The sequence below is a fragment of the Pedobacter petrophilus genome, assembly GCF_009674725.1.
Classification (GTDB): domain Bacteria; phylum Bacteroidota; class Bacteroidia; order Sphingobacteriales; family Sphingobacteriaceae; genus Pedobacter; species Pedobacter petrophilus.
In genome coordinates, this window is record NZ_WKKH01000005.1 from 119369 (window position 1) to 146004 (window position 26636).

The following is a 26636-nucleotide window of genomic DNA, read 5'->3' on the forward strand; positions in this document are numbered from 1 at the left end:
GTTTTTAACCGGGGAATATTTCCTCAATTAATGTAAAAACGCAATTAATCAACTGCTTTTTTCTAATTCCCTTTAAAAAAAGCTTTGCGCTTATCAATAAATGCAGATACCCCTTCCTTAAAATCTTTTGTTTCGAAACACTTTCCAAACTCGGCTATTTCGATCTCAAAGCCGTTACCTTCATTAACGGATGCATTAATAGATTTTATTGCAGCTGCCACGGCTAGCGGAGCACGTTGTTTAATCAGGTTCAATATTTCTTCTGCTTTAACCATTAAATCTGCTTGCGCTACAGTATGATTCACTAAGCCAATTTTTAAGGCTTCACTTGCTGTAACCATTCCCGCTGTAGTGATTAATTCGATTGCTTTTCCTTTTCCAACGAGCTGGGTTAATCTTTGTGTGCCACCATAACCCGGAATTAAACCCAGCGTTACTTCAGGCAATCCTAATTTTGCAGTTTCTGATGCTACCCGCATGTGGCAGGCCATCGCCAGTTCCAAACCTCCGCCTAATGCAAAACCATTTATGGCGGCAATGAAGGGCTTGGTCGAATTTTCAATCGCATCAAAAACATTGATCTGTCCTTCTCTGGCTAAGCCCTCTCCTTGTTCCCCTGTATAATCAGCGAACTCTTTGATGTCTGCACCAGCAACAAAAGCTTTTTCACCTGCCCCGGTGAGGATCACTCCCCTAACCTCTGCAGTTTTGTCCGCGTAGGCAATTACATCAGCAAGTTCGGTAAGTGTGGCTTTATTTAAAGCGTTTAATGCTTTTTCACGGTTTATGGTAACGTAAAGTATATTTTCTTTTATTTCTGAAATTAAATTCTGATATGCCATAGTTTAAAAATTTCTGTTTTCTATAACCCAATTTTGAATATATTCTACAATACTTGCCATGGTAGTTCCCGGAGGGAATAGTTCTCCAACACCCATTTCAGCAAGCTTTTTACGGTCTGCTTCAGGTATAATTCCTCCTCCGGTTAACAACACGTCATCTAACTGCTTTTCTTTCATGAAATTGATAATCTTAGGAAAAACAGTCATGTGTGCGCCAGAGAGAATAGATATTCCGATGGCATCTACATCTTCCTGCAATGCCGTATTCACTACCATTTCCGGGGTTTGGCGCAAGCCTGTATAAATCACTTCCATGCCAGCATCCCTTAGCGAAGTCGCAATTACCTTGGCACCTCTATCATGGCCATCCAAGCCTACCTTAGCAACCAAAACACGTATTGGCCTGTTTAATACTTTGCTCATAGTGAATATTAAGTTGATGTAAATGTATCGATTTTGGGGAGATAAGGAAATAGCTAGTGTGGAAATATAAAGGGAGAAATGGGAAATAGATAAAAGGCACAGGTGCCAGAATAGGTCTCTCCTTATTTTATATTTCCTATTACCGGTTTTCTATTTCCTTTTTTTTTCATTATCCATTTTCTATTCCCTTTTTCCGCTCATCTATTTACTATTCCTTACCTTATTATGCTCAATCTTTTTAACTTTGCATTCCTAATTTACAGGTTTTTATGAGTGAAGAAAAGTCATTGAACTTTATTGAAGAAATTATTGAGAACGACCTAAATAATGGTAAGTACGAAACTTTAGTTACGCGTTTTCCGCCAGAGCCTAACGGTTATTTACACATTGGGCATGCGAAGGCGATATGTTTAAACTTCGGATTAACACAAAAATACGGCGGTTATACCAACTTGCGTTTTGATGATACCAACCCGGTTACCGAAAAAACCGAATATGTAAATAGTCAACAGGAAGATATTAAATGGCTGGGCTTTAACTGGAAGAATGAATTATATGCATCAGATTATTTTGATGAATTATATTCTTTTGCTATTAAACTCATTGAGAAGGGTTTAGCATATGTTGATGAAAGTTCTGCTGATGAAATTGCCGCTTTAAAAGGCACGCCAACAGAACCTGGTCAGGATAGCCAGTACCGGAATCGCAGCATTGAAGAGAATTTAGACATTTTTACCAGAATGAAAAATGGTGAATTTGCTGATGGCGCCTATATTTTACGGGCGAAAATCGATATGGCGAGTCCGAATATGTTGATGCGAGACCCAATTATTTACCGCATTAAACATGCAGAACATCACCGTACAGGCAACAAATGGTGCATTTATCCTATGTATGATTTTGCACATGGACAGAGCGATAGTATCGAAAACATCACGCATTCTATTTGTACTTTAGAATACGTTTCACACCGTGAATTATACGATTGGTTTATCGAAAAATTAGAGATTTTTCCATCTAAACAGTATGAGTTTGCGCGTTTAAACCTTACTTCGACAGTAATGAGTAAGCGTAAACTGTTGCAGTTGGTAAATGAAAATTTAGTTAACGGCTGGGATGATCCCCGGATGCCAACCATATCTGGTTTACGCAGGAGAGGCTTTACACCTAAAAGTGTTCGTGAATTTTGCGACCGTATCGGGATTGCAAAACGCGAAAACCTGATTGAATTGAGTTTACTGGAGTTTTGTATCCGTGAAGATTTAAATAAATCTGCTAACCGTGTGATGGCGGTTTTAGATCCGATAAAATTGGTAATTACCAATTATGAAAAAGGAACAGAAAATTTGATCGGCGAAAACAATCCTGAAGCTGAAGATGGTGGTGGCACCCGTATAATCCCTTTCAGCAATGAACTGTGGATTGAGCGTGAAGATTTTATGGAAGTACCTGCAAAGAAATGGTTCCGTTTGGCACCAGGTACAATGGTTCGTTTAAAATTCGCCTACATTGTAAAGTGCGAAGATTTTGTGAAAGATGAAAATGGAAATGTAACAGAGATTCACTGTACTTACATTCCGGAATCAAAAAGCGGGAATGATACCAGTGGCATTAATGTGAAAGGAACGATTCACTGGGTGAGTGCACAGCATGCTAAAACCGCAGAAATTAGGTTATACGATCGCTTATTCACGTCAGAAACACCAGATGCCGAAGAAGGAGATTTCAAAGATTATTTAAATCCGGAAAGCTTAACCGTTCTTCCAAGCGTTTATATTGAACCAGCTTTAGCTGACGCAGATTTAGACGGCCGTTATCAGTTCATTAGAAAAGGTTATTTCTGTTTAGATAGAGATTCGACAGCAGATAAATTGGTTTTCAACCGGACGGTTACCTTAAAAGATACTTTTAAGAAGGCAAAATAGATTTTTCTTAATAAAAAAACACGGATAAATTAATCTTATCCGTGTTTTTTTATGACATTTTTCAGAAAAAGCATTGAGCTAAAAATGGCGTTTAATACATACAACATTATCATTACAAAAATTTAGTTAAATTTGAATTAATGAAAGTGATTGAAAATCATATTGATAGCATAAAAGAACTTTGTAATACCCATCATGTAGATAAAATGTATCTTTTTGGTTCGGCCCTGAATTCGGATTTTAATGACAAAAGCGATATAGACTTTCTGGTGAGATTTAAGGATATAGAGCTTTCAGGATATTTTGATAACTACTTTAATTTCAAAGAGAACTTACGAAGCCTTTTTAAACGTAACGTAGACCTGATTGAAGAACAAACATTAAAAAATCCAATATTAATTAAGTCCATAGACCGCAATAAGGAACTTGTTTATGGATGAGAGAATTATTAAGTGGCTTTTTGATATTAAAATTGCGATAACAGAAATTGAAGGATACTTTCTTGAATACCCGAAAGACTTTTTCAAATACCGTAAAAATGTAATGTTAAAACGCGCTGTTGAGCGAGATCTTGAAATAATTGGAGAAGCAATGAATCGAATTTTAACAAGAGATGTTGAGTTTTAAATCAAAATTACTGATGCAAAATTAATCGTAGGTCTTAGAAATCAAGTTATTCATGCCTATGATAATATATCTGATGAAAGTATTTGGTCTATATTAATCAACCACCTTCCAAAACTTAAATTAGAAATAGATAATCTTCTAGAAAACAACCTGCCTTATAGCTGACTTGTAATTGTACAACCTAAAATAAGGGAGCGAAAGAACAATTATTTAATCATTGCGAATTAGACCCGATAAATATCATAATAACAGATAATTAACTTCGAGCTTCATTCAAAATCAATTTAATACTTAGTATAAACATTATACAACACCAACAAATCTACCGGTGTTAGTTTCGGTGTAATATCACTTTGTATAAAATGGCGTTTAAAACCAATAATAGCAGCATTCAAATCGCTGGTATCATAACCCATTAATTTTAATGCATTTGGCCCGTCGAAATTTACAGGTGGGTTTTGAAGCACATCATCATACCAATAACCAAAGCCCTTTAAGGCCAGTTTTTTCCATGGAAACTTATTAGGATCGGGCTTGCGTTTTGGAGCAATATCAGAATGACCGATAAAATTTGCCGTTGGGATGTTATAGGTTTTCTTTAAAGTCTCCAATAATTTAACCAGGCTATTTATCTGTGCATCCGGCCATGGATCTGTTGTTCCGTTATTATCTAACTCTATCCCAATTGATGAAGAGTTCAAATCTGTATCTTTTCCCCATTTACCTACACCGGCGTGGTTAGATCGTAAATAATCATTTACCATGTGCACTACTTTTCCATCCCTGCTAATTACATAATGCGCACTCGTAGCTGCTTTGGTAGAGTGAAATGTTTTAATGGTTTGTGCTAAACTATCTTGCGCGGTATGGTGAAGGATCACAAAATTAGGTTTTCGGATTCCAAAATTTACAGAACCAACCCAGGTTTGATTTGTTGGATTAGCTAAATCATACAACTGGCCTGCAGGTGGCGCAGCAGAAATGATGGCTGCAAAATCTTTTGTCTTTTGCTTATAAATTTTTTCTGTTGCAGCATATTTATTCGTGCTGCATGCAGAAATAAGTAAGGCCAATGTTAAAATAGAAGCGCCGCGGAAAGAATGAAATTTTACTGGAAACATGGTAATATTTTAATAGAATATGAAGTTACAAAGTTATACTAAACTTCATCCAATACATCAAACTTTATACAAAGCTTTCAAATTTTAGTAATTTAGCAACGATATTTTGTAATAATGAAGAAACTATACAAACCCATACTCTTTCTCTCTGCAATAGCCTGCTCTGCCAGTTTATTTTCTGCTTGTACCAATACAGGCAAACCTACTGAAGAAAAAACAACGGTGGTACAAAAAGATAGCTTAACGGATTATGTTGCCAACAGACTCCCTGTATATGAGAGGGTAAAACTGACCACCAACCTTAACCAACTGAGCGTTAACGACCGGAAGATTTTACCCCTTCTGATCCAGGCCGCTGAGATTATGGACGAACTTTACTGGAAACAAGCTTATCCGCAACGCGATAGTCTGATGGCTACAATTAAGGATGAAAAAACCCGTGAATTCGTAAACATTAATTATGGTCCCTGGGATAGACTCAATAATGAGAAGCCTTTCGTTGCAGGTGTGGGAAATAAACCGGAGGGGGCATCCTTTTATCCAATAGGCGTTAAGAAAGAAGAAATTGAAAAGGCAGATTTAGCTGATAAATACGGTGCTTATTCGGTAATAAAAAAGGATAGTACCGGAAAATTTATCACCGTGCCATACCATGTGTTATTTGCATCTGAGTTACAAAGGGCAAGTTCTCTATTGAAACAAGCAGCACTAATTGCTGAAGATGCCGGCTTAAAAAAATATTTAAACCTGCGCGCAGATGCCCTGGTAACAGATAAGTTTACGGCGAGTGATTATGCCTGGCTGGATATGAAAACAAACGGACTGGATATCATTATTGGTCCGATTGAAAATTATGAGGATAAACTTTTCAATGCCCGGACCAGCTACGAAGCTTATGTTTTAATTAAAGACAAGGAATGGAGTAAACGCCTGGAGAAATACGTAAAGCTTTTACCAGAGTTGCAAAAGAACCTTCCTGTGCCGGCAAAGTATAAAAAAGAAACGCCTGGCACAGATTCTGAACTTAATGCTTACGACGTAGTTTATTATGCCGGCGATTGCAATGCAGGATCTAAAACCATTGCTGTTAACTTACCCAATGATGAAAAAATTCAGCAGGAAAAAGGAACCCGCCGCTCGCAGCTAAAAAACGCAATGCAAGCAAAATTTGATAAAATTCTGCTGCCAATATCTAAAGAATTAATTGATGCAGACCAACAGAAATATATAAAGTTCGATGCTTTTTTTGCCAATGTGATGTTTCACGAAGTTGCCCATGGTTTAGGCATCAAAAAAACAATTACCGGAAAAGGCTTTGTTCGCGAAGCTTTAAAAGAACAATATAGCTGGCTGGAAGAAGGCAAAGCCGATATTTTAGGTCTGTACATGGTTACCGGTTTACTAAAGAAAGGTGAACTTCAGGGCGATATTAAAGATTACTACACTACCTTCATGGCAGGTATTCTGCGTTCTGTTCGCTTTGGTGTTTCAGAAGCTCATGGCAAAGCAAACATGCAATGCTTTAACTACTTTGCAGAAAAGGGTGCTTTCGAGCGTACATCCAAAGGAACATATAAAGTTAATTTCGAGAAGTTTGGCTCCGCTATGAATGAATTAAGTGCATTCATTATTACTTTACAAGGAAACGGTGATAAGGCTGCTGTAGAGAAAACACAAAAAGAGAAAGCAGTTATCCCTGCTACACTTCAGCAAGATTTAGATCGCCTGACTAGAAAAAACATTCCGGTTGACATTGTTTTTGAACAAGGCGTGGACGTTTTAGGCGTAAAATAAAAGTATAAAATCCAACGCCGCTTTGGGCGAACATGATAAACCCCTGAATTAAAGGTCGCTAGGTATCTTTATTTCAGGGGTTTTTCTTTTTTTTAAAAAAACCCGTAACCTTTTAAAAAAACGGTCGTCTGATTAATAACTAAACAGCGGGAACTATTCGTTCCGAGCCAAACTTTAAACAAGAAGGCAAAAAAATGGAAAACGTATGCACATGCGTTATGGAAAACATTTTGCCAAATTTTTAAAACTTAAGACCAAAACAAATGAATTTTTTTTACAAAATATCACTTTTCACCATCGCTACTTTCTCTTCTATGAGTTTGTTTGCACAAACTACTCCAAAGGTTAACGTAACAGGAACCATCCTCGACGAGAATAAAAAACCAGTAGATTACGCAACTGTAGTACTATATAAAGCAGCAGACTCCAGCATTGTAAAAACCAGTTTCACAGATCAGAATGGTGTCTTCGGCTTTTACGTAAGTACAAAAGGGCTTTATTTTTACAAAGCCAGCAATATGGGCTATAACACGATTAAAAGTAAAATCATTACACTTGCTAATGAAAATCAGAAAGTAGATTTTGGTTCAGCGGCCCTTGTTTCGAGCACCCAAAATTTAAAAGAAGTTAGCATTGCCATAACCAAGCCCTTAATTGAGCGGAAAATGGATAGAGTAGTTATGAACGTTTCCAGCAGCGCAATCATGACAGGATCAAATGCGCTGGAAGTTTTACAGAAAGCACCTGGTGTTTCGGTTGATCAGAATGATAACATTTCAATGCAGGGCAAACAAGGCGTATTAATTCAGCTCGATGGAAAACAAACCTACATGAGCAGCGCCGATGTTGCCAATTTACTTCGAAATATGCAGAGTTCAGAAATCGAAACGATAGAGCTGATCACGAATCCATCTTCCAAATATGATGCAGCCGGAAACTCCGGAATCATCAATATCAGAACCAAGAAAAACAAAGCTGGCGGCACCAATGGAAGCATCAACGCAACGGCTGGTTATGGTAAAAACTTTAGAGGCAATACGGGCATAAACCTGAATCATAGGACGAAAAAACTCAATCTGTTCGGAAACTACAACTATGGAAATACCACACGGGAGAATATCATCACCATTGACCGGATCTCAAACGGCACGCCTGATACTTATTTCATGCAGTCTGGATCTAGCTTAAGGAAGCAGCAAAACAATAATTTTAAAGCCGGTTTAGATTATTTTATCAACAAGAATAATACTATAGGCGTGTTAGTAAACGGTTATTTTAACAATGGAACAGAAGCTTCTAAAAACAATACCTTAATTGGTCCGTCTTTTCAGCAGGTAGATTCAACGTTAATATCCAACAGCCTGCAAACGAACAAATATAATAATGTGTCTTATAACCTTAATTATAAATCGGTTTTGGATACTGCAGACTCTGAAATTTCTGCAGATTTTGATTATTCGAAATACAATGGAAACGACGGTTCCGAATATGAAAATGATTACATGTTCGCCAATGGAAACAGAATTCGCCCGGTAAATTATACCAGAAATGGTACACCATCGAAAATTGACATCAAAGCTTTTAAGGTTGATTATAAAGTTGGTTTGAGTAAAACAATCAAACTGGAAGCCGGCATAAAAAGTAGCTGGGTAAAAACAGATAACGATTTGCAGGCAGAAGAGTTGGTTAACAATATCTGGCAAAACGATGTTCGCCGCAGCAATCAGTTTATTTACGATGAGAACGTAAATGCGGCTTATACAAATATTAATAAACAGTTTAAAAACACCAGTATTCAGCTTGGTTTAAGAGTTGAGCAAACCAATTCTAAAGGAAACCTCGTTACCACAAATACGGTAGTAGAAAGAGATTATTTTGATTTTTTCCCTACGCTATTTGTGCAGCAAACGCTTTCAAAAAACCATCAGTTGGGTTTCTCCTACAGCCGCAGAATAGACCGCCCAAGTTATGATGCCTTAAATCCGTTTATTTATTACCTTGATCAATACACCTACAATAAAGGTAATCCATTTCTAAAACCTCAATACACCAACAATGTAGAGTTGAGTTACACTTTTATGCAGAAATATTTGCTTTCGGTTGGTTACAGCAGAACTAATGATGTAATTACAGAAGTTTTGTTACCAGATTCTGCGCAGAAAGCATTATTTCAAACAAATGAAAATCTTGCTAAAAATACCAGTTATAACGCAAATTTAAATATCCCTGTTCAGGTAGCGAAGTGGTGGTCTATGAACAACAATCTGAACGTTTTCTACCTAAGCTTCGAAGCACCTGATTTGGCTGGTGTAGCTTTAAAAACGGGTAAAACATCTTTCCAGTTTAAATCTCAGCAAAGTTTTACCATTGCCAATGGCCTTACGGGGGAACTAAACGGAAGTTACGAGTCTCCTTTAGATTACGGCACACTTCGAATTAAAGCACGTTACTCTATTGATGCGGGTTTAAGTAAATCGCTTTTTGATAAAAAGGCAACTTTGAAACTGGCTTTATCAGATATTTTCAATATGTATAAAAACGATATTTCAAGTGCATATCCTGGTTTGAAATATGAGGTACATCAGAAAAATGAAAGCCAGATTGGGAGAATCAGTTTCACTTACCGTTTTGGTAAAGAGATTAAACCCGCCCGTCGCCGTGCTACGGGAACAGAAGCTGAGCAAAACAGGATGAAGAATTAATTATCATTATTGCCATGGGCTTAAGCCCATGGCAATAAACAAAAAAGGCGATGTTTCCATCGCCTTTAGCTCTTATTATTTACTTAGATACATTGATTTATCTTTGTACAGCTTACGGAAGTAAGGATCTTCCAGATCTTTGATAAAACGAATCGCTTCACCTGTTGATTTCATTTCAGGACCTAACTCTTTCTGAACTTCAGGGAATTTATCATAAGAGAAAACAGGTTCTTTAATGGCATAACCTTTTAGTTTACGAACAATGGTAAAATCTTTCAATTTTGCTACACCTAACATAATTTTAGCTGCAATATTGATATAAGGAACATCGTAAGCTTTCGCAATGAAAGGAACCGTACGTGACGCTCTTGGATTCGCTTCGATTACATAAACTTTTTCATCCTTGATGGCAAACTGAATGTTCAATAAGCCACGTACATCTAAAGCTTTTGCAATTTTGATCGAATACTCTTCCATTGCCTTCGTTACCGTTTCTGGCAAGCTAAAAGTAGGGAGTACCGCGAATGAATCGCCTGAGTGAATACCTGCAGGCTCGATGTGTTCCATCATACCCACAATGTGAACATCATCACCATCAGAAATTGAATCAGATTCAGCTTCTTCTGCCCGGTCTAAAAAGTGATCAATCAATACACGGTTCCCGGGTAAATCACCTAATAATTTCACTACTGCTTTTTCGAGGTCTTCATCGTTAATTACGATGCTCATTCCTTGTCCGCCTAATACATAACTCGGGCGAACCAAAACCGGATAACCTACTTCATTAGCAACTACAATTGCTTCTTCAGCGTTTTCCGCTACCCCATATTTCGGATATGGGATGTTTAATTCTTTTAACAAATCTGAAAAGCGACCACGATCTTCAGCAATGTCCATATTCTCGAAAGATGTTCCGATAATTTTAACCCCAATCTGCGTTAATTTCTCCGCCATTTTAAGCGCCGTTTGGCCACCTAACTGAACAATTACGCCCACTGGTTTCTCTAACTCGATAATTTCACGAACGTGTTCCCAGAAAACCGGCTCGAAGTATAACTTATCGGCCATGTTAAAATCTGTAGAAACCGTTTCAGGGTTACAATTTACCATAATGGCTTCGAAACCAGATTCTTTCGCAGCTAATAAACCGTGCACACATGAATAATCAAATTCGATCCCCTGACCAATACGGTTCGGACCAGAGCCCAGAACAATCACTTTTTTATTTTCCGAAGGGATAGATTCATTTTCTTCATCAAATGAAGAGTAGTAATATGGTGTTTGTGCCGGGAATTCCGCGGCGCAGGTATCAACCATTTTGTATACCCTATTTATACCTAAGGCTTTACGGCGATCGTAAACTTCATCCTCCGTTACATTTCCTAGCAACCAGGCAATCTGAATATCAGAGAAACCTTTTTGTTTAAGGGTGAAGAAAAAATCCTGAGGGATGTTATTTAAAGAATATCTTTTTAGCTCAATCTCCAAGGCAACAAGCTCCTGAATTTGGTTTAAGAACCACTTATCAATTTTGGTTACCTTACGGATAGATTCCAAAGGCACACCCATTGTCATGGCATCTTTTATTAAGAACAAACGGTTCCATGAAGCATGCTCCAGACCATCCATAATTTCTTCGATATTGCGGACTTGCCTGCCATCTGCACCTAAACCTGCGCGGTTTATTTCTAAACTCTGACAAGCTTTTTGCAGTGCCTCAATGAAAGTACGGCCGATTGCCATTACCTCACCAACAGATTTCATCTGTAAACCAAGTTCTTTATTGGCACCTTTAAATTTGTCGAAATTCCAGCGAGGGATTTTCACAATTACGTAATCTAACGTAGGCTCAAAATATGCCGAAGTTGTTTTGGTAATTTGATTTTCTATTTCATCAAGGTTGTAACCGATTGCCAGTTTCGCTGCAATTTTAGCGATTGGATAACCCGTTGCCTTACTTGCCAAAGCCGATGAACGAGATACACGTGGGTTAATTTCTATGGCGATAATGGAATCATCTGCAGGGTTAACAGAGAACTGAACGTTGCAACCACCAGCAAAGTTACCGATAGCACGCATCATTTTAATGGCCTGGTTACGCATATCCTGGTAACAACGATCAGATAAAGTCATTGCTGGTGCTACCGTGATCGAATCTCCTGTGTGGATTCCCATTGGATCGAAGTTTTCAATCGAACAGATAATGATTACGTTGTCGTTGCTATCTCTCAATAACTCTAACTCGTATTCTTTCCAGCCTAAAACGGCTTTCTCTACTAAAACCTCATGCGTTGGAGAAGCTTCTAAACCACGTTTAAGTGCGGCATCAAATTCTTCTTTTTTGTGCACAAAACCACCACCGGAACCACCTAAGGTATAAGATGGACGAATTACTAACGGAAAGCCGATTAGCTGGGCAGCTTCTTTACCTTCTAAGAAAGAATTGGCAATTTTCGACTCTGCCACTCCTACGCCTATATCCACCATTAACTGGCGGAAAGATTCACGGTTTTCGGTTTTCTCAATCGCATCAACATCAACCCCAACAACCTTCACACCATATTTTTCCCAAACGCCACGTTCTTCTGCTTCTTTACAAAGGTTTAGTGCCGTTTGGCCACCCATTGTAGGTAATACAGCATCAATTTTTGGCAGATCAGAAGAAGCAATGTGCTCTTGCAAAATCTCTTCGATCGAATCAACTGATAAAGGTCTCAGGTAAACATGATCCCCGATTACCTTATCCGTCATAATCGTAGCCGGATTGGAGTTGATAATGGAAACGGTAATCCCTTCTTCTTTTAAAGAAAGTGCCGCTTGCGAACCCGAGTAGTCAAATTCACAGGCCTGGCCAATAATGATAGGTCCTGATCCGATGATTAATACTGAGCGTATTGAAGTGTCTTTAGGCATGATAAAGCTTAAACAATGATTAAAATTCTAAAGTAAATTGGCTCCATTTTGAAACCATGAAAGCAACGAGATTTTGTGCTTGTAAGAAGAAAAATCCCAACTGTTCTGTCGGGATGCAAAGATAGGTTTTTTGAAGCGTTTTTTAATTTAATTTTTCAAAATTAAAATGTGCATTGAAAATACATTAAAGCATGGCTGATTTAACTCGCATAAGCACATTAAATTTGGATGATGAAATCATTAATTGTCACCTAAAATGATGGGGAAGGGACTAGATCTAAAACAATAAATAAATGATAATAAAAATGCATAAAATCAAAAAAGGAGCATGTGCTCCTTTTTTGATTTTAATTATTGCTGTAATTTAATTTCTCCCAAGTCTGTAGTCGTACTGTCTTTTACAGCTACATTCTCAATAACAGCATCTTTATATGGTGCATTTGCCTTTATCAAAATGTTATACACACCTTCTTTCAAATTGATAAAGGAAAAAGCGCCCTGATTAACCTGTATTTTAACTGTATCCGAACCTGCAACAAGCGAAACACCGGCGACAGCATCTGGAGGACTAACCCTGCCAATAATCCCACCAGCTTTAACAAATGTAAAAGCAACAAACAAAATAGAAGACAGAATTAAGGCGACGCAAAAAACACTCAGCTTTTTCATATAATTTATTTTAGTTCTTAAATGCCATTTCATGGAACCCATATTAAACCGATCGTATAACTAATTTGTTTGTCGCAGAAATAGAACACTGTAGCATTTTTAAGAAACAGATAACCCATTCAGGCGCATCACAAATTGGCGTATTCTCTGTAAAACGACCGCTAAAGTAATAAACAATCGTTAAAATAATGTTAAAACGTAACATTAATATAGTGTTAAAAGAACACGAAGTCATGTCTAAGTCATGAAAGATGCTTTTCCCTAATATTGGCAAAAATCTTGTAATAAGCAGAACATATATGCGTTTTGTATATACTTTAGAAAAAGATCTAAAGCTTCCTCGCGGAGTAGTTAACCGCAATGAGGATTTCTTCATAAATAGTTTGTTTGGTTTATTATCCGGTTTGAGGAGCCCTCCTCAGCCGGATTTTTTCTTTTATGGCTTTTTCTCCTACATTTGATCTATATGGTCGTGTTACAAGCATCATTTTTTAAGTTCTTATTGTCGCAGCTGCACCAAACCACTGCTTTAGAATGGGTTGCTGTAGTTACCGGCTTTATTTGCATTTACCTTGCCGCTAAAGAAAGTATCTGGAACTGGCCAATTTCTATTATAAGTGTAATATCTTATGGTTTTTTATTTTTCGGAGAAGCCATGTACGGAGATATGACGCTTCAGATTTATTTCCTCTTTACCGCATTTTACGGCTGGTACTTCTGGATCACAAACCAAGTAGCGCACAGTAAACCGATTACTAGGCTGGCCACAAAATATTGGCTTCTGGTTATTATTTTCGTTCTGGCATTGAGCATCTTTCTGGGTTGGTTTATGGCCAGTTTCACCAATAGTACCGTACCCTATGCAGATGGATTTTGCACCTCAGTCAGCTTTGTTGCGCAGTTTCTGCTCACCAGAAAAATACTTGAAAACTGGTTACTCTGGGTGTTTGTAAACATTTGCTATGTCCCTTTATTTATCTATAAAAACCTAAATCTAAGTGCCCTGTTATATGTGGTATTAATTATCATTGCCTTTAAGGGTTATTTAGATTGGAGAAAAACCTATCGTGAACAAATCAATTAAGAAAATAGCCATCGTTGGCCCCGAGAGCACGGGCAAGTCTACCATGTCTCAGCTTTTGGCAAAGCATTACAAAGTGTCATGGGTACCGGAATATGCGCGATACTATTGTGAAAACTTAACTACACCCTATACTTTGCAGGATGAGGTAAACATGTTTTATGGACAAATAGCATTGGAAGATGCCATATTAGTTACCACTGAAAGCGACTTTATTATTTGCGACACCACCTTCGTTACGGTAAAAATCTGGAGCGATGAAATGCTTGGCGAAACACCACAACTGGTTTTAGATGCATTACCAAAAAGGCCGTATGATCTTTATTTGCTGATGGATATTGATCTTCCATGGCAGGATGATCCACTTCGTGATTTTCCGCACCAACGAGAATATTTTATGGAAGTGTGGCATCAGGAACTAAATGCATTAAACGCTAACTATCAGGTAATTAGCGACCTGGGTGATCTACGAATACAAAATGCAATTAAAGCCATTGATGGCTTCCTGGCTGAGTAATTTAACAAATAGCTGATAAATGAAATCCGTCGCTCGATTTTGTTTTATTTAACTCCACTTATTTTAGGCTCTCCCTCATTCGGGAGAAAATTATAGACCAACGATTAAAACACAAAAAGCCCCGATTTTGGTCGGGGCTTTGGTATTATATTTTAAAAGGTTTAAACGAATTGTTTTCCTTTAACTTTACGTTCCTGTTCTGTTAAGAAGATTTTACGTAAACGCATACTTGCCGGTGTAACCTCGATGTACTCATCAGCCTGAATGTATTCCATAGCTTCCTCTAAAGAGAATTTAATTGCCGGAGCAATACGGGCATTATCATCAGTACCTGATGCACGCATGTTGGTTAAAGCTTTACCTTTGACAATGTTAACAACCAAGTCGTTATCACGGATGTGCTCACCCATAATTTGTCCTTCGTAAACATCAACACCCGGATCGACAAAGAAACGACCTCTATCCTGTAACTTATCAATTGAATAAGCAGTAGTCTGACCTTTATCCATTGAAACCAATACTCCGTTAGAACGACCTGGAATAGTACCTTTCCAAGGCTCATAAGCTTTGAAACGGTGAGCCATAATCGCTTCACCAGCAGTAGCAGTTAATACGTTATTACGTAAACCGATAATACCACGAGATGGGATTTCGAATTCTAAGTGTTGTAAATCGCCTTTTGGCTCCATAATTAACAACTCACCTTTACGCTGAGTTACCAATTCGATTACTTTACCAGAAACTTCACCTGGTACATCTACAATTAATGTTTCAATTGGCTCATGTTTTTTACCATCAATTTCTTTAACGATAACCTGTGGCTGACCAACCTGAATTTCATAACCCTCGCGACGCATGGTTTCGATTAATACCGATAAATGGAGAATACCACGACCGTAAACTAACCATGAATCAGGAGAAGCAGTTTCGATAACTTTTAAAGCTAAGTTTTTTTCCGTTTCCTTGATCAAACGTTCTTTAATACGTTGAGAAGTTACCAATTTACCTTCTTTACCAAAGAATGGAGAGTTGTTAATGGTAAACAACATGTTCATTGTTGGCTCATCGATACTGATTACAGGTAATTGTTCCGGTGCATCAAAATCAGAAATGGTATCACCGATATCAAAGCCATCAATACCTACAACCGCACAAATATCACCTGAACTTACTTCTGTAGTACGGATTTTTCCTAAACCTTCGAAAGTATACAGTTCTTTTACCCTGGTTTTAACAATTTTGCCATCGCGCTTAATTAAAGTAACCGGTTGGTTTTCTTTAATTGTACCACGGTGAACACGGCCAATTGCAATACGACCTACGAAAGATGAATAATCTAACGAAGTAATTTGCATCTGTAAAGTACCATCGTTAATTGGAGCAGGTGGAATGTTAGCCACAACAGCATCCAATAAAGCGAAAATATCTGTAGTTGGTTTTTGCCAGTCAGTACTCATCCATCCTTGTTTAGATGAACCGTAAATAACAGGGAAATCCAATTGCTCTTCGGTAGCTTCAAGGTTAAAGAACAATTCGAAAATTTGCTCATAAACCTCTTCAGGGCGACAGTTTTCTTTATCCACTTTATTTACAACCACAATCGGTTTTAAACCAAGGGCTAAAGCTTTTTGCGTTACGAAACGCGTTTGAGGCATTGCACCTTCAAAAGCATCGCAAAGTAAAAGTACACCATCTGCCATTTTCAAAACACGCTCTACCTCACCGCCGAAATCCGCGTGACCAGGAGTGTCAATAATGTTAATCTTTACATCTTTGTACTGCACAGATACGTTTTTAGATACGATAGTGATACCACGCTCGCGCTCTAAATCGTTATTATCCAATATCAAATCTCCTGTTTGTTCGTTGTCACGAAAAATAGAACAAGAGTGTAAAATCTTGTCAACCAACGTGGTTTTACCGTGGTCAACGTGTGCTATAATAGCTATATTTCTAATCTTTTGCATAAAATGCGCCTCAAATTTGGCGCAAAGATAGTGTTTAGAAATGGATTTTCAACTATATTGAACACTATTTAATGCTGTAATTGTCTCATTTTTAATTAGAAAAGTCGGAATCTTCGTTTTCCCATGAATTACATCCATTTTTCAAAAATTTAAAATTGGAATGTGGTTTTCACTCAAAATAATTCAATGAAGTTTTTTCGTACAATTGCTTATTGTTAATCAACAAGCCCTTTACTATGAAATATTTTCGAAATTCCCTTCTGATTATCTTTTGTTTTGCCGGCATTTTCACCTTAAAGGCACAACTGCCAGCAGCTGCAGGGCTGTCTGCAATAAAAGAAATCGATTTAAAGAATGATTTATACACCTTCGCCGGCGATGGTTTTAGGGGCAGGGAATTTTGCTCGCCTGATGAATTAAAAGCGGCAGTTTGGCTGGCAGATCAAATGCGGGCAACGGGAATGAAACCGGCCGGAATCGACGGAACATTTTTTCAATTCTTTAACGTACAAAGAAATCGTGTTTCCGCAGCAAGCACCATAAAAATTGGGGATAAAAACTTAACGCTCTGGAAAGATATTTTATCCATAGAAACCTTGCAGAGCAATATTGATGCGGATATTGTATATATAGGCCAAGGCACGAGAGAAGCGATAAGTGCAGCCAATTTAGCCGACAAAGTGGTTGCCTTAATCCCAACTTATGACGATCTCGACTTGAATGTTGCTTTCCCAAAAGTAAGGTTTATGCAAAGGCTGGCAATGTTGAAATACAGAAATTTACTGGCAGATAAAAAGGTAAAAGGCATTATATTTATAGCTGCGGATGAATTTACAAAAACAGGCTGGTCTGAGCATGTGCATGTTCGTTTTGAAAGAGGAATTTACAGGTTAGATAATGGCATTAAAACGCCACAGTACGCAGAAAATATGCCTGCATTTTGGATGCAGGATAAAGATCTGGCTTTGCTTAAAGGTAACAAGCCTCATTTCAGCGCAAACATCATTACCGAATCATTCTTATATCCATCTGTAAATCTAATTGGCAAAATTGAAGGGGCGGATTCAAAATTGAAAAATGAGCATGTACTTATTACCAGTCATATCGACCACATGGGTGTGAGGGAAGCACAAAATGGCGATTCGATCTATAACGGCGCAGATGATAATGGAAGTGCTGTAGTAGCGATGTTGGCCATTGCCAGAGCTTATCATCAGAAGCCGGCAAAAAGATCTCAGCTATTTATTTCTTTTGGCGCTGAAGAGCCGTATTTATTTGGCTCAACTTATTATACACAGCATCCAACAATTAAAAAGGAAGATATAGTTGCCGTTTTAAATGCAGATTTAATTGGTAGAAATGCCATTGATAGTGCGGCAATTTTGGGAACGCTTGGTGAAAATAATACCTCTATACTCCTAACTAAAATGGCACTCGAAGCAAATAATGAAAGCACAAAATTTAAGCTGGATACCGTTTGGGATAACCCGAACCATAAAGAAGGTTTTTTATATAGAAGTGACCATGCTCCGTTTTTGAAACTCGGCATTCCATCTGTTTTTTACACCACCTTATTACACCCTGACTACCATACTCCAAAGGATGATCCTGAACATATTGATTATAAAAAGCTAAAAAAAATGACAGAATGGATGTACCGCACCTCCTGGAAAGTTTCCAATTCAACAGCGCGGCCGGCCATGAATCCAGATTTTAAATACAGGAGATAAGTTAGCCTGTTGATCCGGGATTTTTTCCCAAATCTATTGACCTATAAATTTCTAATCCATGGCTGCTATAGGCAAAAAGATTAAAAATCCCTAAAAAGATTAGACCAAAATAATAAATCCCGACCAACTAACTAATAGGCTCTTTAACCTGTTGGTCCGGAAATTTTTTCCGGATCAATTAACCTATGGATTTCTAATCCATGGCTACTATAGGCAAAAAAAATTAAATAACATTAAAAATCCCGGCCAGCGGAAATGAACAAAACCAAATAAACATTTTGGATGTCTTACAGGAATGGAAAAATCGATACAAGAATTATTTGATCAGTACGAAGAAAAATCGCTGGAAGTAGAAGCCGCAAAAAAGGCCATGGATGAGGCTGTAGTTCCAGACTTATCAAAAGAAGAATACATCACTTCAGAACAAGCAGATGAACACCTGATTGCATGTGTAGAAAGAGAACGAAGGGAAAAAGAATTGGAAACACTCAGTCAGGAATGGAGCGAAATTCAGGATGCCCTGGTCGGTAAACTTTGTAAAATAAACACCAAAGTTCTGGTTAAAGACAGGCGCGATGAATGCACGGTATTGATTCATTGCGAGGGCGGTGGCATCATGATTGAAGATAGCGAAATAAATTAAGCAATTTACTGTCAAAAAGCTTGATTAGAATAGCATTTGGAAATGTTTAAACCATTGATAATGTTAACCAGATTTTTATCAAGCCATTAAGGTTTATTGAATTTGATACAAAGTATATTTTAGCATTATTTTTTCTTAATGCCTTAATAGTTTTAACTTTAATTCCAGGTTTACTGACCATTAGGCATTAAGATTTATTGAATTTGTACGGTGTGTATGCTTAATTTCGCAGGTGTTTACGCTTTACTCAACCAATCTTCATAAGAGATAACGCCTAATTCAGGCTTGGCCTCACCCTCCAAAATGGCGATGAATTCCAGCGCATTTCCATCCGGATCATCAAAATAGATAGCCAATGCAGGCATCCATGTAAAAACCATTGGGGCTAAGTCGTCACTTTTTAAAAAATTATATGGCTTCAGGTTATTCTCTTGCAAAAAGCCGATCGATTTATTCAGCACATCATCTACATCGCAGCTGAAAGCCAAATGCCTTACACAAATTTTATCCTTTGGTTTTTCCCAAAGGCCAAGCATTGCGCCTTTCGGAGGTCCAACCCAGAAGAAAGCAATTCTCCGCTCCTCTTCGTAGTAGCATTGCGTTAAACCCATTACATTTTTATAGAAATCAATAGATTTTTCTAAATCCTCTACATCAATATGTGTTTCGTATAATCCCTTTATCATAGCCTAAAAGTGGCCATTATATCTCAACAGAAAAAATCATCTTTTTTGATAAGCATATCACTAAAATCAATAATCATATTAAAAGGAATGTGTTTGGGTTACCCCACTAATTCATTTTGTATTAAAGGCAGACCCAACACCATTTTCAAATGAATAAACGGTTTCTAAAATATGCCGGCAGGTTTACTTCTATCTTCATCTTCTTAATTGGATGCTATTTTTTGATGGCTTTTTGTTTATCGCGGATTACCGTAAATGCTCATCCTATAAACAAACCGGAAGTGGCCATCTATATTTTATCCAATGGCATCCATACCGATATCGTAATGCCCGCAGCAAATTCAGCAATAAACTGGACAGAGAAAATCCCATATAGTAATACCCTTAAAGCCGACAGTACCTATCAATACCTCGCTGTGGGCTGGGGAGATAAAAGATTCTACTTAGAAACACCAGCATTTTCTGACCTGAAACTGACTACCGCTTTAAGAGCCATATCTGGCTTAAGCACTTCAGCCATGCATGCCACTTACTATCAATATGTGGTTGAAGATAAACAATGCAAAAAAGTAATGATCAGCAATGCGCAATATCAAAAACTGATTGAATATGTGAGCAACAGCTTTAAGCAAGAGGCCACAGGAGATTTTGTGGAAATCAAAACAAATATTCGTTACGATATTGGCGATGCCTTTTACGAAGCAAAAGGCAGTTACAGCATTTTTAAAACCTGTAATACCTGGACGAACAGTGCTTTAAAAGCTTGCGGACAGCGAAGTTGCCTTTGGACCATTTTCGATACAGGCATCTTGTTGAAATATGATTAAGTTTTTAAACTTCGAAAGCCCAGTTTAAAAAAGCAGGCATTACGTTTTCCCAGGTTTGAACATCATGCCTCCCACCTACTTTTTCATAATAAAAAATGTTTTCCGGGCGCTTATAACCTTTTTTTAGAAGCCCTTTCACTACATCAACGGTATCATCAATCGAATCAATAATCAGGTTTCTGTTCCGGTCTGCCTTTTCATCTTCTGTTCCGGTCATCAGCCAGAATTTCAGATCGGCTTTACTTTCTGTTGAATCAATTAGCTCATGGATAATTCGATCTGCATCGGTATAACCATCGGTCAGGTCTTTTTTACGCCACCAGAAAGCGCCAGAGAAGACACCAATTACATCAAAAACCGATGGATTGTTCCAGGCAACATCAAAAGCAGATAAGCCACCAAGTGAAAAGCCTGCAAATGCAACTTTACCTGTAACAGGCAGGGCAATTTTCTTTTTAACAAAAGGCAAAAGCTCTTTAATGATAAAGTCGTTATACAGCCCTGCATTTCCCCCTCTTCCTTTAAAATCTGGCTGACTAGCCACGCCATATTCCATTAACCGATCGGCAGAGGCTTTTATCGCTACTACAATTAACCTGTGTTTTCTTTTATTATAGTGAGCTTCTTCCAGAATTTTAGCAAAATTCATTTTTGCCACATCCTGTCCATCATTAATCAGGAGCAGTTCTATTTTCTCGTTGCCTAAAATCCCTTCAGGCACATACATATCTATTTCAACCTCATGCTCTAAATAAACAGAAGGAATTTTAAAACTATTAATATTAATTTTTACTGATAAAATTGCGGTGTACATATCTTTAAACTCCCTAACCCTGGCATCTCGCCATATAATTGGGCAAAGGTACAAATCTCGCTAAACTATTAATTATCAGTATTCAATTTTTACACTACTGTTTTATTTAAAGTAAAGATTATTCTTTTATAAGATTAAATTTCTATATTAAAACATTCAATTTTTGATATGAGAGAAGAACATAAGAAGTGGTATAGCCCAAATTTAAGTACTGAGATAGATATGCTCATCTTTGGTCATAGCGGCATCCCTGTTTTACTATTCCCTACAAGTATGGGGCGCTATTATGAAAACAAAGACTTTAAATTGATTGATTCTGTTGAGGGCTTTATTAACGAAGGAAAAATAAAAGTGTATTGCCCTGATAGCATCGATAAATTGAGTTGGTACAATAAGGGTATTCATCCTGCAGACCGGGTAAAAAATCACATTTGGTATGATAAATATCTACTTGAAGAAGTTGCTCCATTAGCCAGAAATGAAACCGGAAGCAATAAAATCATCACCGCTGGCTGCAGCTTCGGTGGTTACCACGCAGCTAACTTTGCCATTCGCCACCCCTGGTTAGTGAGCCACATGTTTAGCATGAGCGGTGCTTTTGATATTAAAGGCCAGTTAGATGGTTTTTATAATGATGATGTCTATTTTAATAATCCGGTAGATAACTTAATGAATAACAGCAACCCGGAATTGCACCACATGAAAATTGTTCTGGGAACCACAGACCGCGATATGTGCCGTGCCGACAATGAAAATTTATCCGGAATTCTCGCCAAAAAAGGAATAGACCATTGGCTGGATATCAGGCAGAACGCAGATCACGACTGGCCGATCTGGCGGGAAATGTTCCCAAATTATATAGCACAAATTTAAAAGATAATTGTTATTTGTTTATCGTTTTTCGAATTGCTTGAAACGAACGACGAAAAAAGACTAACGAACTAAAAACAATAAATAAATGAAAAAAATCGGGATTCTATTCGGCCAGGAGCGTTCTTTCCCTGAAGCCGTTATCGAAAGGATTAATCAAAAAGCCGAAGAAGGCATTACTGCCGAAGCAGTTAAAATCGACAAGATATTTCAGAACGTACCATTAGGTTATTCGGTCATTATCGATCGCATTTCTCAAGATGTTCCGTTCTACCGTGCATCGTTAAAAAATGCTGCAACCACCGGTACAGCAGTAATTAATAATCCATTCTGGTGGAGTGCTGATGAGAAATTCTTTAACAATGCACTTGCTGAACAAATTGGTGTTCCGGTTCCAAAAACTGCCTTAATTCCATCAAGGCAGCACCCAACTGGCACTACAGGAGAATCTTTTTCTAACCTAACCATGCCTTTGGATTGGGATGCTATTTTTGAATATACCGGCTTCCCTGCTTACATGAAACCTTATGATGGCGGTGGATGGAGAGATGTTTATAAACTTCATGATAAGGAAGATTTTTTTGATAAGCATAGTGGTACTGAACAATTGGTAATGCTTTTACAAGAGGAAATTATTTTTGAAGAATACTTCAGGTGTTACTGCATTGGCGGCAAACATGTGCGCATTATGCAATATGACCCTCGCAATCCCCATCATTTACGCTATGCGGTAGATGGTAAAGCACCTGACCCTAAATTACTGAAAACTGTAGAGGAGTATACACTTAAATTGTGCCAGTACTTAGGTTACGATTTTAATACTGTAGAGTTTGCCGTTCGGGATGGTGTGCCTATTGCTATTGATTTCTGCAACCCTGCGCCAGATGCAGACATTAAAAGTGTGGGACAGGAGAATTTTGATTGGGTAGTAGAAACTACGGCAAATTATGCCATCGAAAGAGCGAAAGCACAACAGGATGGTCAGGATAATTTAACCTGGGGTGAATATATTAAGGCTTCAGTAGCTGGAAAACCATTAGTTGCCAAAGCAGCACCAAAATTAACTGCGAAAAAAGCAGTGGCTGCGAAACCCGCTATAGAAAAAGCTGCTCCAAAGCCTAAAAAGGCAGCACCAAAAAAATAAAAGGGAGATTTATAAATACCAATCAGGATGAATGAATTTACGCTGGGCATAGAGGAAGAGTACATGGTGATTGATCCCGTTACCAGGGAGCTTACCTCACATGATCAAAAAATTGTTGAAGCTGCGCAAAAGATCCACAAAGACCAGGTAAAGGCAGAAATGCATCAGGCTGTGGTTGAAGTTGGGACCGGAATCTGCAAATCGACTACAGAAGCAAGGAAAGAGATTTCTCAGCTTCGTTACACCGTTTCGCAACTGGCAGGTGAGCAGGGTTTACGGATTGGTGCAGCAGGTACGCACCCCTTCTCCCATTGGGAAAAGCAGTTAATTACCGAACATCCGCGATACAATGAAATTGTAAACGAATTACAGGAGGCCGCAAGATCAAACCTGATCTTCGGCCTTCATGTTCATGTTGGTTTTCAATCGCGTGAGCTGGCTATCCATATTGCCAATCAGGTGAGGTATTTCTTACCGCACGTGTTTGCACTATCAACAAATTCGCCATTTTGGGAATCGAGAAATACAGGCTATAAATCATTCAGAACCAAGATTTTCGATAAATTTCCACGTACCGGAATTCCTGATATTTTTAATAGCATTGAAGATTATGATAGCTATGTTAAGCTGCTGATCAAAACCAATTGCATGGATAATGCTAAAAAAATCTGGTGGGATATTCGTGTTCATCCGTTCTTTGATACCGTGGAATTTCGCATTTGCGATTGCCCGATGCTGATTGATGAAACAATGGCCTTTACTGCACTGTTTCAAGCCCTTTGTGCAAAATTATATAAGCTGCGGTTGCAGAATATGGAATTCATCAGCTATTCCAGGGCGCTTATTAATGAAAATAAATGGCGTGCGGCCCGTTATGGAATTGATGGAAACCTGATTGACTTTGGCAAGGAAATGGAAGTAAACTGCCGCAACCTGATCCTCGAATTATTGGATTTTGTTGATGATGTGGTTGATGAATTAGGTTGCCGTGACGACATTAATTATGTTCACAAAATTCTGGAACACGGCACTGGTGCAGACAGACAGTTGGCTGTTTATCAACAAACTGGCAGCTTTGAATCAGTAGTAGATTACATTACTACCCAAACACTGATTGGTGCAAAGTAATTTTAAAATGAATAAAAAAGATTTAAAGGTCGCCGTTATTGACTTGAATAATGGTGCACCGAATCAAGGTATGCGGGGAATTCAGGAGATTCTTTTGCGCTTTAGAGATGACAACCACATTAATCTTTCTTTTGATCTTTTTGATTTAAGACAGAAAGGTGAAATTCCAGGACTGGAATACGACGCTTATATTTCCAGCGGCGGACCAGGAAGTCCGTTAGAAAGTGAAGGGGAAAAGTGGGAAAATGATTTTTATAACCTGCTTGATCAGATAGAAACTTTCAACATTAAAAATGAAGGACAGAAAAAGTATGCTTTTTTAATTTGCCATTCCTTTCAGCTTGCCTGCCGGAAATATAAATTGGGTAATGTGACCGAAAGAAGATCGAATGCTTTCGGAATTTTTCCAATTACGCTTACTGAAGAGGGTGAACAGGACGAAATTTTTAATGGCATTACCAATCCGTTTTTTTCTGTTGATAGCAGAGACTGGCAGGTAATAGAGCCAGATTTTGAAGCTTTTGAAAGAAAGGGGGCAACGCTTTTAGCGATAGAAAAGGAACGCAAGCATGTGGATTTGGAACGCTGTATGATGTCAATCCGGTTTTCAAATGAAATTATAGGCACGCAATTTCATCCGGAAGCAGACCCAGTTGGTATGAAAATGTACCTCCTGCAAGACGAGAAGAAAGAAGCAATTGTTGGGATGCATGGCGAAGTCAAATATCTTGATATGTTAAATAGTTTGGATGATCCGGACAGGATTGTATTGACACAAAGTGTAATCTTGCCTAACTTTTTAAATAAGGCAATCGGGAAGTTGCAGGAGGTATAAAAACTGCTGTATCCTGAAGTAGGTCGTCCTTGCGAAGCACGAAGCAATCCTATTCATTAACAGGCTTTAAGATTCCTTCGTGCCTCCCCAATGACGAAAACCCTTAATCGTAATCATTTATGATCCCTGCTCAACGAAAAAAATTTAATCAGCAATTAACAGCAGAAAAGTATAAAAGCTTTTTAGATCAACTTCAGGATGGTTACCCGGAAATCCCCTTTCGTGTAGCAGAAACACCGGTATTTATTCCAAAGGCTTTAAAAGAAAAACTGATTGCAGCAGGCGAAGAAATCATCAAGCTGATTAAACAACCTAACTTTAAAGACCTTACAACAGATGCCATTCCAACAGATTGGAATGTACCCAATGAGGGCGGGCAACCTCATTTTTTAACTTTCGATTTTGGCATTTGCAAAAATGATGCCGGAGAACTAACGCCTATGCTGATTGAAATGCAAGGTTTCCCATCACTTTATGGTTTTCAGCCTCACCTGGGGAAAACCTTTGCTTCGCATTTTGACATCGATCCATCGTTAAATTATTTCCTGAATGGATTTAATGAAGAGCAGTATATCCAATTACTGAAGGAAGTGATTATTGGAAAACACCAACCGCATGAGGTTGCACTGATGGATCTTGATGCGCCAAATCAGAAAACAGCAATCGATTTCTTTGTGACACAAAAATTGCTGGGCATAAAAATACTGGCATTAGAAGACATTAAGAAGATTGGTCGGCAGCTTTTCTATGAAGAAAATGGAAAACAGATTCAATTAAAAAGAATTTATAACCGCTTAATCTTCGATGAAGTTGCCAACGATACAGCAATCTTTAAAACCAGCTTCGATCCACGCGAAGAACTGGATATTGAATGGGTTACCCACCCAAACTGGTTTTACAGAATCAGCAAATACACCATGCCTTTTCTGGATAGTGAATTCGTTCCGGAAACCCGGTTCTTGAACCAGATAGATAGTATTCCTCCCGATTTAGAAAATTATGTACTAAAACCATTGTTTTCCTTCGCAGGCATGGGCGTAATAATCGATGTGACGGAACAAGACATCAATGCCATTCAAGATCCTGAAAATTGGATTTTACAGCAAAAAGTTAATTATGAACCAGCCGTACAGTCTCCAACTGGTGGTGTGAAAGCAGAAATCAGAATGATGTATTTATGGCCTGATGGTGGTGAGCCTCAGCTCTGTACTAATCTGGCAAGGTTAAGTCGTGGAAAAATGATTGGCGTAAGATACAATGCCAATTTTGACTGGGTTGGCGGCACCGTTGCGTTTATGGAGGAGTAGTATCCCTCATAAATGGCTCTTGGAGACATGAACCATAGCACATTAGAAAGAAAATTGCACATAGTTTTAGA

General features: G+C 38.1%; 22 protein-coding genes and 1 pseudogene. 15 read left to right on the forward strand and 8 right to left on the reverse strand.

Annotated features, from left to right (window positions below; translation table 11 throughout):
- Nucleotides 1-62: 62 nt before the first annotated feature.
- A complete protein-coding gene (locus tag GJU39_RS04800; protein ID WP_154279560.1) occupies nt 63-842 on the reverse strand; it encodes an enoyl-CoA hydratase/isomerase family protein in 780 nt (259 codons plus the stop codon).
- Nucleotides 843-845: 3 nt separating this feature from the next.
- Complete coding sequence (locus GJU39_RS04805; protein WP_154279561.1) at nt 846-1265, reverse strand: cobalamin B12-binding domain-containing protein; 420 nt, start codon at nt 1263-1265, stop codon at nt 846-848.
- A 269-nt stretch (nt 1266-1534) separates the two neighbouring features.
- Between GJU39_RS04805 and GJU39_RS04810 the strand changes: the two genes are divergently transcribed.
- The 3 genes and pseudogenes from GJU39_RS04810 to GJU39_RS24170 all read left to right on the forward strand — a co-directional run bounded on the left by GJU39_RS04810 (nt 1535) and on the right by GJU39_RS24170 (nt 3982).
- The gene (locus tag GJU39_RS04810; RefSeq protein WP_154279562.1) at nt 1535-3190 is read left to right on the forward strand and encodes a glutamine--tRNA ligase/YqeY domain fusion protein; all 1656 of its coding nucleotides are present in this window, start codon (nt 1535-1537) and stop codon (nt 3188-3190) included.
- Nucleotides 3191-3330: 140 nt separating this feature from the next.
- A complete protein-coding gene (locus GJU39_RS04815) occupies nt 3331-3630 on the forward strand; it encodes a nucleotidyltransferase family protein (RefSeq protein ID WP_154279563.1) in 300 nt (99 codons plus the stop codon).
- A pseudogene (locus tag GJU39_RS24170) lies at nt 3623-3982 on the forward strand (HepT-like ribonuclease domain-containing protein). Before GJU39_RS04815 ends, GJU39_RS24170 begins: the two are co-directional and overlap by 8 nt.
- Nucleotides 3983-4101: 119 nt before the next feature.
- On the opposite strand, the gene GJU39_RS04825 reads toward GJU39_RS24170, so the two are convergent.
- The gene (locus GJU39_RS04825) at nt 4102-4938 is read right to left on the reverse strand and encodes an N-acetylmuramoyl-L-alanine amidase (protein WP_154279564.1); all 837 of its coding nucleotides are present in this window, start codon (nt 4936-4938) and stop codon (nt 4102-4104) included.
- A 114-nt stretch (nt 4939-5052) separates the two neighbouring features.
- Here GJU39_RS04825 and GJU39_RS04830 point away from each other — a divergent pair, with 114 nt between their 5' ends.
- Nucleotides 5053-6732: a dipeptidyl-peptidase 3 family protein gene (locus GJU39_RS04830; protein ID WP_154279565.1), complete on the forward strand. Its 1680-nt coding sequence runs from the start codon at nt 5053-5055 to the stop codon at nt 6730-6732.
- Between the two features lie 263 nt (nt 6733-6995).
- Nucleotides 6996-9434, forward strand: coding sequence for a TonB-dependent receptor domain-containing protein (locus tag GJU39_RS04835; protein WP_154279566.1), 2439 nt, complete (start codon nt 6996-6998; stop codon nt 9432-9434).
- Nucleotides 9435-9509: 75 nt separating this feature from the next.
- Here the strand turns inward: GJU39_RS04835 and carB are convergent, their stop codons facing one another.
- Nucleotides 9510-12347 (reverse strand): carbamoyl-phosphate synthase large subunit, encoded by a 2838-nt coding sequence (carB, locus tag GJU39_RS04840; protein WP_154279567.1) that lies wholly within the window; start codon nt 12345-12347, stop codon nt 9510-9512.
- A gap of 351 nt (nt 12348-12698) precedes the next feature.
- A complete protein-coding gene (locus GJU39_RS04845) occupies nt 12699-13016 on the reverse strand; it encodes a carboxypeptidase regulatory-like domain-containing protein (RefSeq protein WP_167515637.1) in 318 nt (105 codons plus the stop codon).
- Nucleotides 13017-13482: 466 nt separating this feature from the next.
- On the opposite strand from GJU39_RS04845, the gene pnuC reads away from it, so the two are divergent.
- Together pnuC and GJU39_RS04855 are read left to right on the forward strand one after the other, a co-directional pair.
- Complete coding sequence (pnuC, locus tag GJU39_RS04850) at nt 13483-14100, forward strand: nicotinamide riboside transporter PnuC (protein ID WP_154279569.1); 618 nt, start codon at nt 13483-13485, stop codon at nt 14098-14100.
- The gene (locus tag GJU39_RS04855; protein WP_342448178.1) at nt 14084-14614 is read left to right on the forward strand and encodes an ATP-binding protein; all 531 of its coding nucleotides are present in this window, start codon (nt 14084-14086) and stop codon (nt 14612-14614) included. Before pnuC ends, GJU39_RS04855 begins: the two co-directional genes overlap by 17 nt.
- A gap of 161 nt (nt 14615-14775) precedes the next feature.
- Here the strand turns inward: GJU39_RS04855 and typA are convergent, their stop codons facing one another.
- Nucleotides 14776-16581, reverse strand: coding sequence for a translational GTPase TypA (typA, locus tag GJU39_RS04860; RefSeq protein WP_154279570.1), 1806 nt, complete (start codon nt 16579-16581; stop codon nt 14776-14778).
- 236 nt (nt 16582-16817) lie between these two features.
- Between typA and GJU39_RS04865 the strand changes: the two genes are divergently transcribed.
- Both GJU39_RS04865 and GJU39_RS04870 read left to right on the forward strand, forming a co-directional pair.
- On the forward strand, nt 16818-18311 hold the full coding sequence (locus tag GJU39_RS04865) for a M28 family peptidase (RefSeq protein WP_154279571.1): 1494 nt from the start codon (nt 16818-16820) through the stop codon (nt 18309-18311).
- A 295-nt stretch (nt 18312-18606) separates the two neighbouring features.
- The gene (locus GJU39_RS04870) at nt 18607-18954 is read left to right on the forward strand and encodes a hypothetical protein (protein WP_154279572.1); all 348 of its coding nucleotides are present in this window, start codon (nt 18607-18609) and stop codon (nt 18952-18954) included.
- 236 nt (nt 18955-19190) lie between these two features.
- On the opposite strand, the gene GJU39_RS04875 is transcribed toward GJU39_RS04870, so the two are convergent.
- Nucleotides 19191-19640: a VOC family protein gene (locus tag GJU39_RS04875; RefSeq protein WP_154279573.1), complete on the reverse strand. Its 450-nt coding sequence runs from the start codon at nt 19638-19640 to the stop codon at nt 19191-19193.
- Nucleotides 19641-19789: 149 nt separating this feature from the next.
- On the opposite strand from GJU39_RS04875, the gene GJU39_RS04880 reads away from it, so the two are divergent.
- Nucleotides 19790-20467, forward strand: a complete 678-nt coding sequence (locus tag GJU39_RS04880) for a TIGR02117 family protein (protein ID WP_154279574.1) — start codon at nt 19790-19792, stop codon at nt 20465-20467.
- A gap of 4 nt (nt 20468-20471) precedes the next feature.
- Here the strand turns inward: GJU39_RS04880 and GJU39_RS04885 are convergent, their stop codons facing one another.
- Nucleotides 20472-21281: an alpha/beta hydrolase gene (locus GJU39_RS04885; protein WP_154279575.1), complete on the reverse strand. Its 810-nt coding sequence runs from the start codon at nt 21279-21281 to the stop codon at nt 20472-20474.
- 168 nt (nt 21282-21449) lie between these two features.
- Here GJU39_RS04885 and GJU39_RS04890 point away from each other — a divergent pair, with 168 nt between their 5' ends.
- The 5 genes from GJU39_RS04890 to GJU39_RS04910 all read left to right on the forward strand — a co-directional run bounded on the left by GJU39_RS04890 (nt 21450) and on the right by GJU39_RS04910 (nt 26565).
- Nucleotides 21450-22154, forward strand: a complete 705-nt coding sequence (locus GJU39_RS04890; protein WP_154279576.1) for an esterase family protein — start codon at nt 21450-21452, stop codon at nt 22152-22154.
- A gap of 85 nt (nt 22155-22239) precedes the next feature.
- Nucleotides 22240-23295, forward strand: coding sequence for an ATP-grasp domain-containing protein (locus GJU39_RS04895; RefSeq protein ID WP_154279577.1), 1056 nt, complete (start codon nt 22240-22242; stop codon nt 23293-23295).
- A 27-nt stretch (nt 23296-23322) separates the two neighbouring features.
- On the forward strand, nt 23323-24423 hold the full coding sequence (locus GJU39_RS04900; protein ID WP_154279578.1) for a carboxylate-amine ligase: 1101 nt from the start codon (nt 23323-23325) through the stop codon (nt 24421-24423).
- A gap of 7 nt (nt 24424-24430) precedes the next feature.
- Nucleotides 24431-25258, forward strand: a complete 828-nt coding sequence (locus tag GJU39_RS04905) for a type 1 glutamine amidotransferase (protein ID WP_154279579.1) — start codon at nt 24431-24433, stop codon at nt 25256-25258.
- A gap of 119 nt (nt 25259-25377) precedes the next feature.
- Nucleotides 25378-26565: a hypothetical protein gene (locus GJU39_RS04910; RefSeq protein ID WP_154279580.1), complete on the forward strand. Its 1188-nt coding sequence runs from the start codon at nt 25378-25380 to the stop codon at nt 26563-26565.
- The last annotated feature ends 71 nt before the right edge of the window (nt 26566-26636 follow it).

Bases quoted from the DNA above. Each gene is read 5' to 3' on its own strand.
- GJU39_RS04805 (WP_154279561.1), bottom strand. From the start codon at position 1,265: ATGAGCAAAGTATTAAACAGGCCAATACGTGTTTTGGTTGCTAAGGTA.
- GJU39_RS04880 (WP_154279574.1), top strand. From the start codon at position 19,790: ATGAATAAACGGTTTCTAAAATATGCCGGCAGGTTTACTTCTATCTTC.
- typA (WP_154279570.1), bottom strand. From the start codon at position 16,581: ATGCAAAAGATTAGAAATATAGCTATTATAGCACACGTTGACCACGGT.
- GJU39_RS04825 (WP_154279564.1), bottom strand. From the start codon at position 4,938: ATGTTTCCAGTAAAATTTCATTCTTTCCGCGGCGCTTCTATTTTAACA.
- GJU39_RS04865 (WP_154279571.1), top strand. From the start codon at position 16,818: ATGAAATATTTTCGAAATTCCCTTCTGATTATCTTTTGTTTTGCCGGC.
- pnuC (WP_154279569.1), top strand. From the start codon at position 13,483: ATGGTCGTGTTACAAGCATCATTTTTTAAGTTCTTATTGTCGCAGCTG.
- GJU39_RS04830 (WP_154279565.1), top strand. From the start codon at position 5,053: ATGAAGAAACTATACAAACCCATACTCTTTCTCTCTGCAATAGCCTGC.
- carB (WP_154279567.1), bottom strand. From the start codon at position 12,347: ATGCCTAAAGACACTTCAATACGCTCAGTATTAATCATCGGATCAGGA.
- GJU39_RS04900 (WP_154279578.1), top strand. From the start codon at position 23,323: ATGAATGAATTTACGCTGGGCATAGAGGAAGAGTACATGGTGATTGAT.
- GJU39_RS04845 (WP_167515637.1), bottom strand. From the start codon at position 13,016: ATGAAAAAGCTGAGTGTTTTTTGCGTCGCCTTAATTCTGTCTTCTATT.
- GJU39_RS04835 (WP_154279566.1), top strand. From the start codon at position 6,996: ATGAATTTTTTTTACAAAATATCACTTTTCACCATCGCTACTTTCTCT.
- GJU39_RS04870 (WP_154279572.1), top strand. From the start codon at position 18,607: ATGGAAAAATCGATACAAGAATTATTTGATCAGTACGAAGAAAAATCG.
- GJU39_RS04815 (WP_154279563.1), top strand. From the start codon at position 3,331: ATGAAAGTGATTGAAAATCATATTGATAGCATAAAAGAACTTTGTAAT.
- GJU39_RS04810 (WP_154279562.1), top strand. From the start codon at position 1,535: ATGAGTGAAGAAAAGTCATTGAACTTTATTGAAGAAATTATTGAGAAC.
- GJU39_RS04875 (WP_154279573.1), bottom strand. From the start codon at position 19,640: ATGATAAAGGGATTATACGAAACACATATTGATGTAGAGGATTTAGAA.
- GJU39_RS04890 (WP_154279576.1), top strand. From the start codon at position 21,450: ATGAGAGAAGAACATAAGAAGTGGTATAGCCCAAATTTAAGTACTGAG.
- GJU39_RS04905 (WP_154279579.1), top strand. From the start codon at position 24,431: ATGAATAAAAAAGATTTAAAGGTCGCCGTTATTGACTTGAATAATGGT.
- GJU39_RS04895 (WP_154279577.1), top strand. From the start codon at position 22,240: ATGAAAAAAATCGGGATTCTATTCGGCCAGGAGCGTTCTTTCCCTGAA.
- GJU39_RS04910 (WP_154279580.1), top strand. From the start codon at position 25,378: ATGATCCCTGCTCAACGAAAAAAATTTAATCAGCAATTAACAGCAGAA.
- GJU39_RS04800 (WP_154279560.1), bottom strand. From the start codon at position 842: ATGGCATATCAGAATTTAATTTCAGAAATAAAAGAAAATATACTTTAC.
- GJU39_RS04885 (WP_154279575.1), bottom strand. From the start codon at position 21,281: ATGTACACCGCAATTTTATCAGTAAAAATTAATATTAATAGTTTTAAA.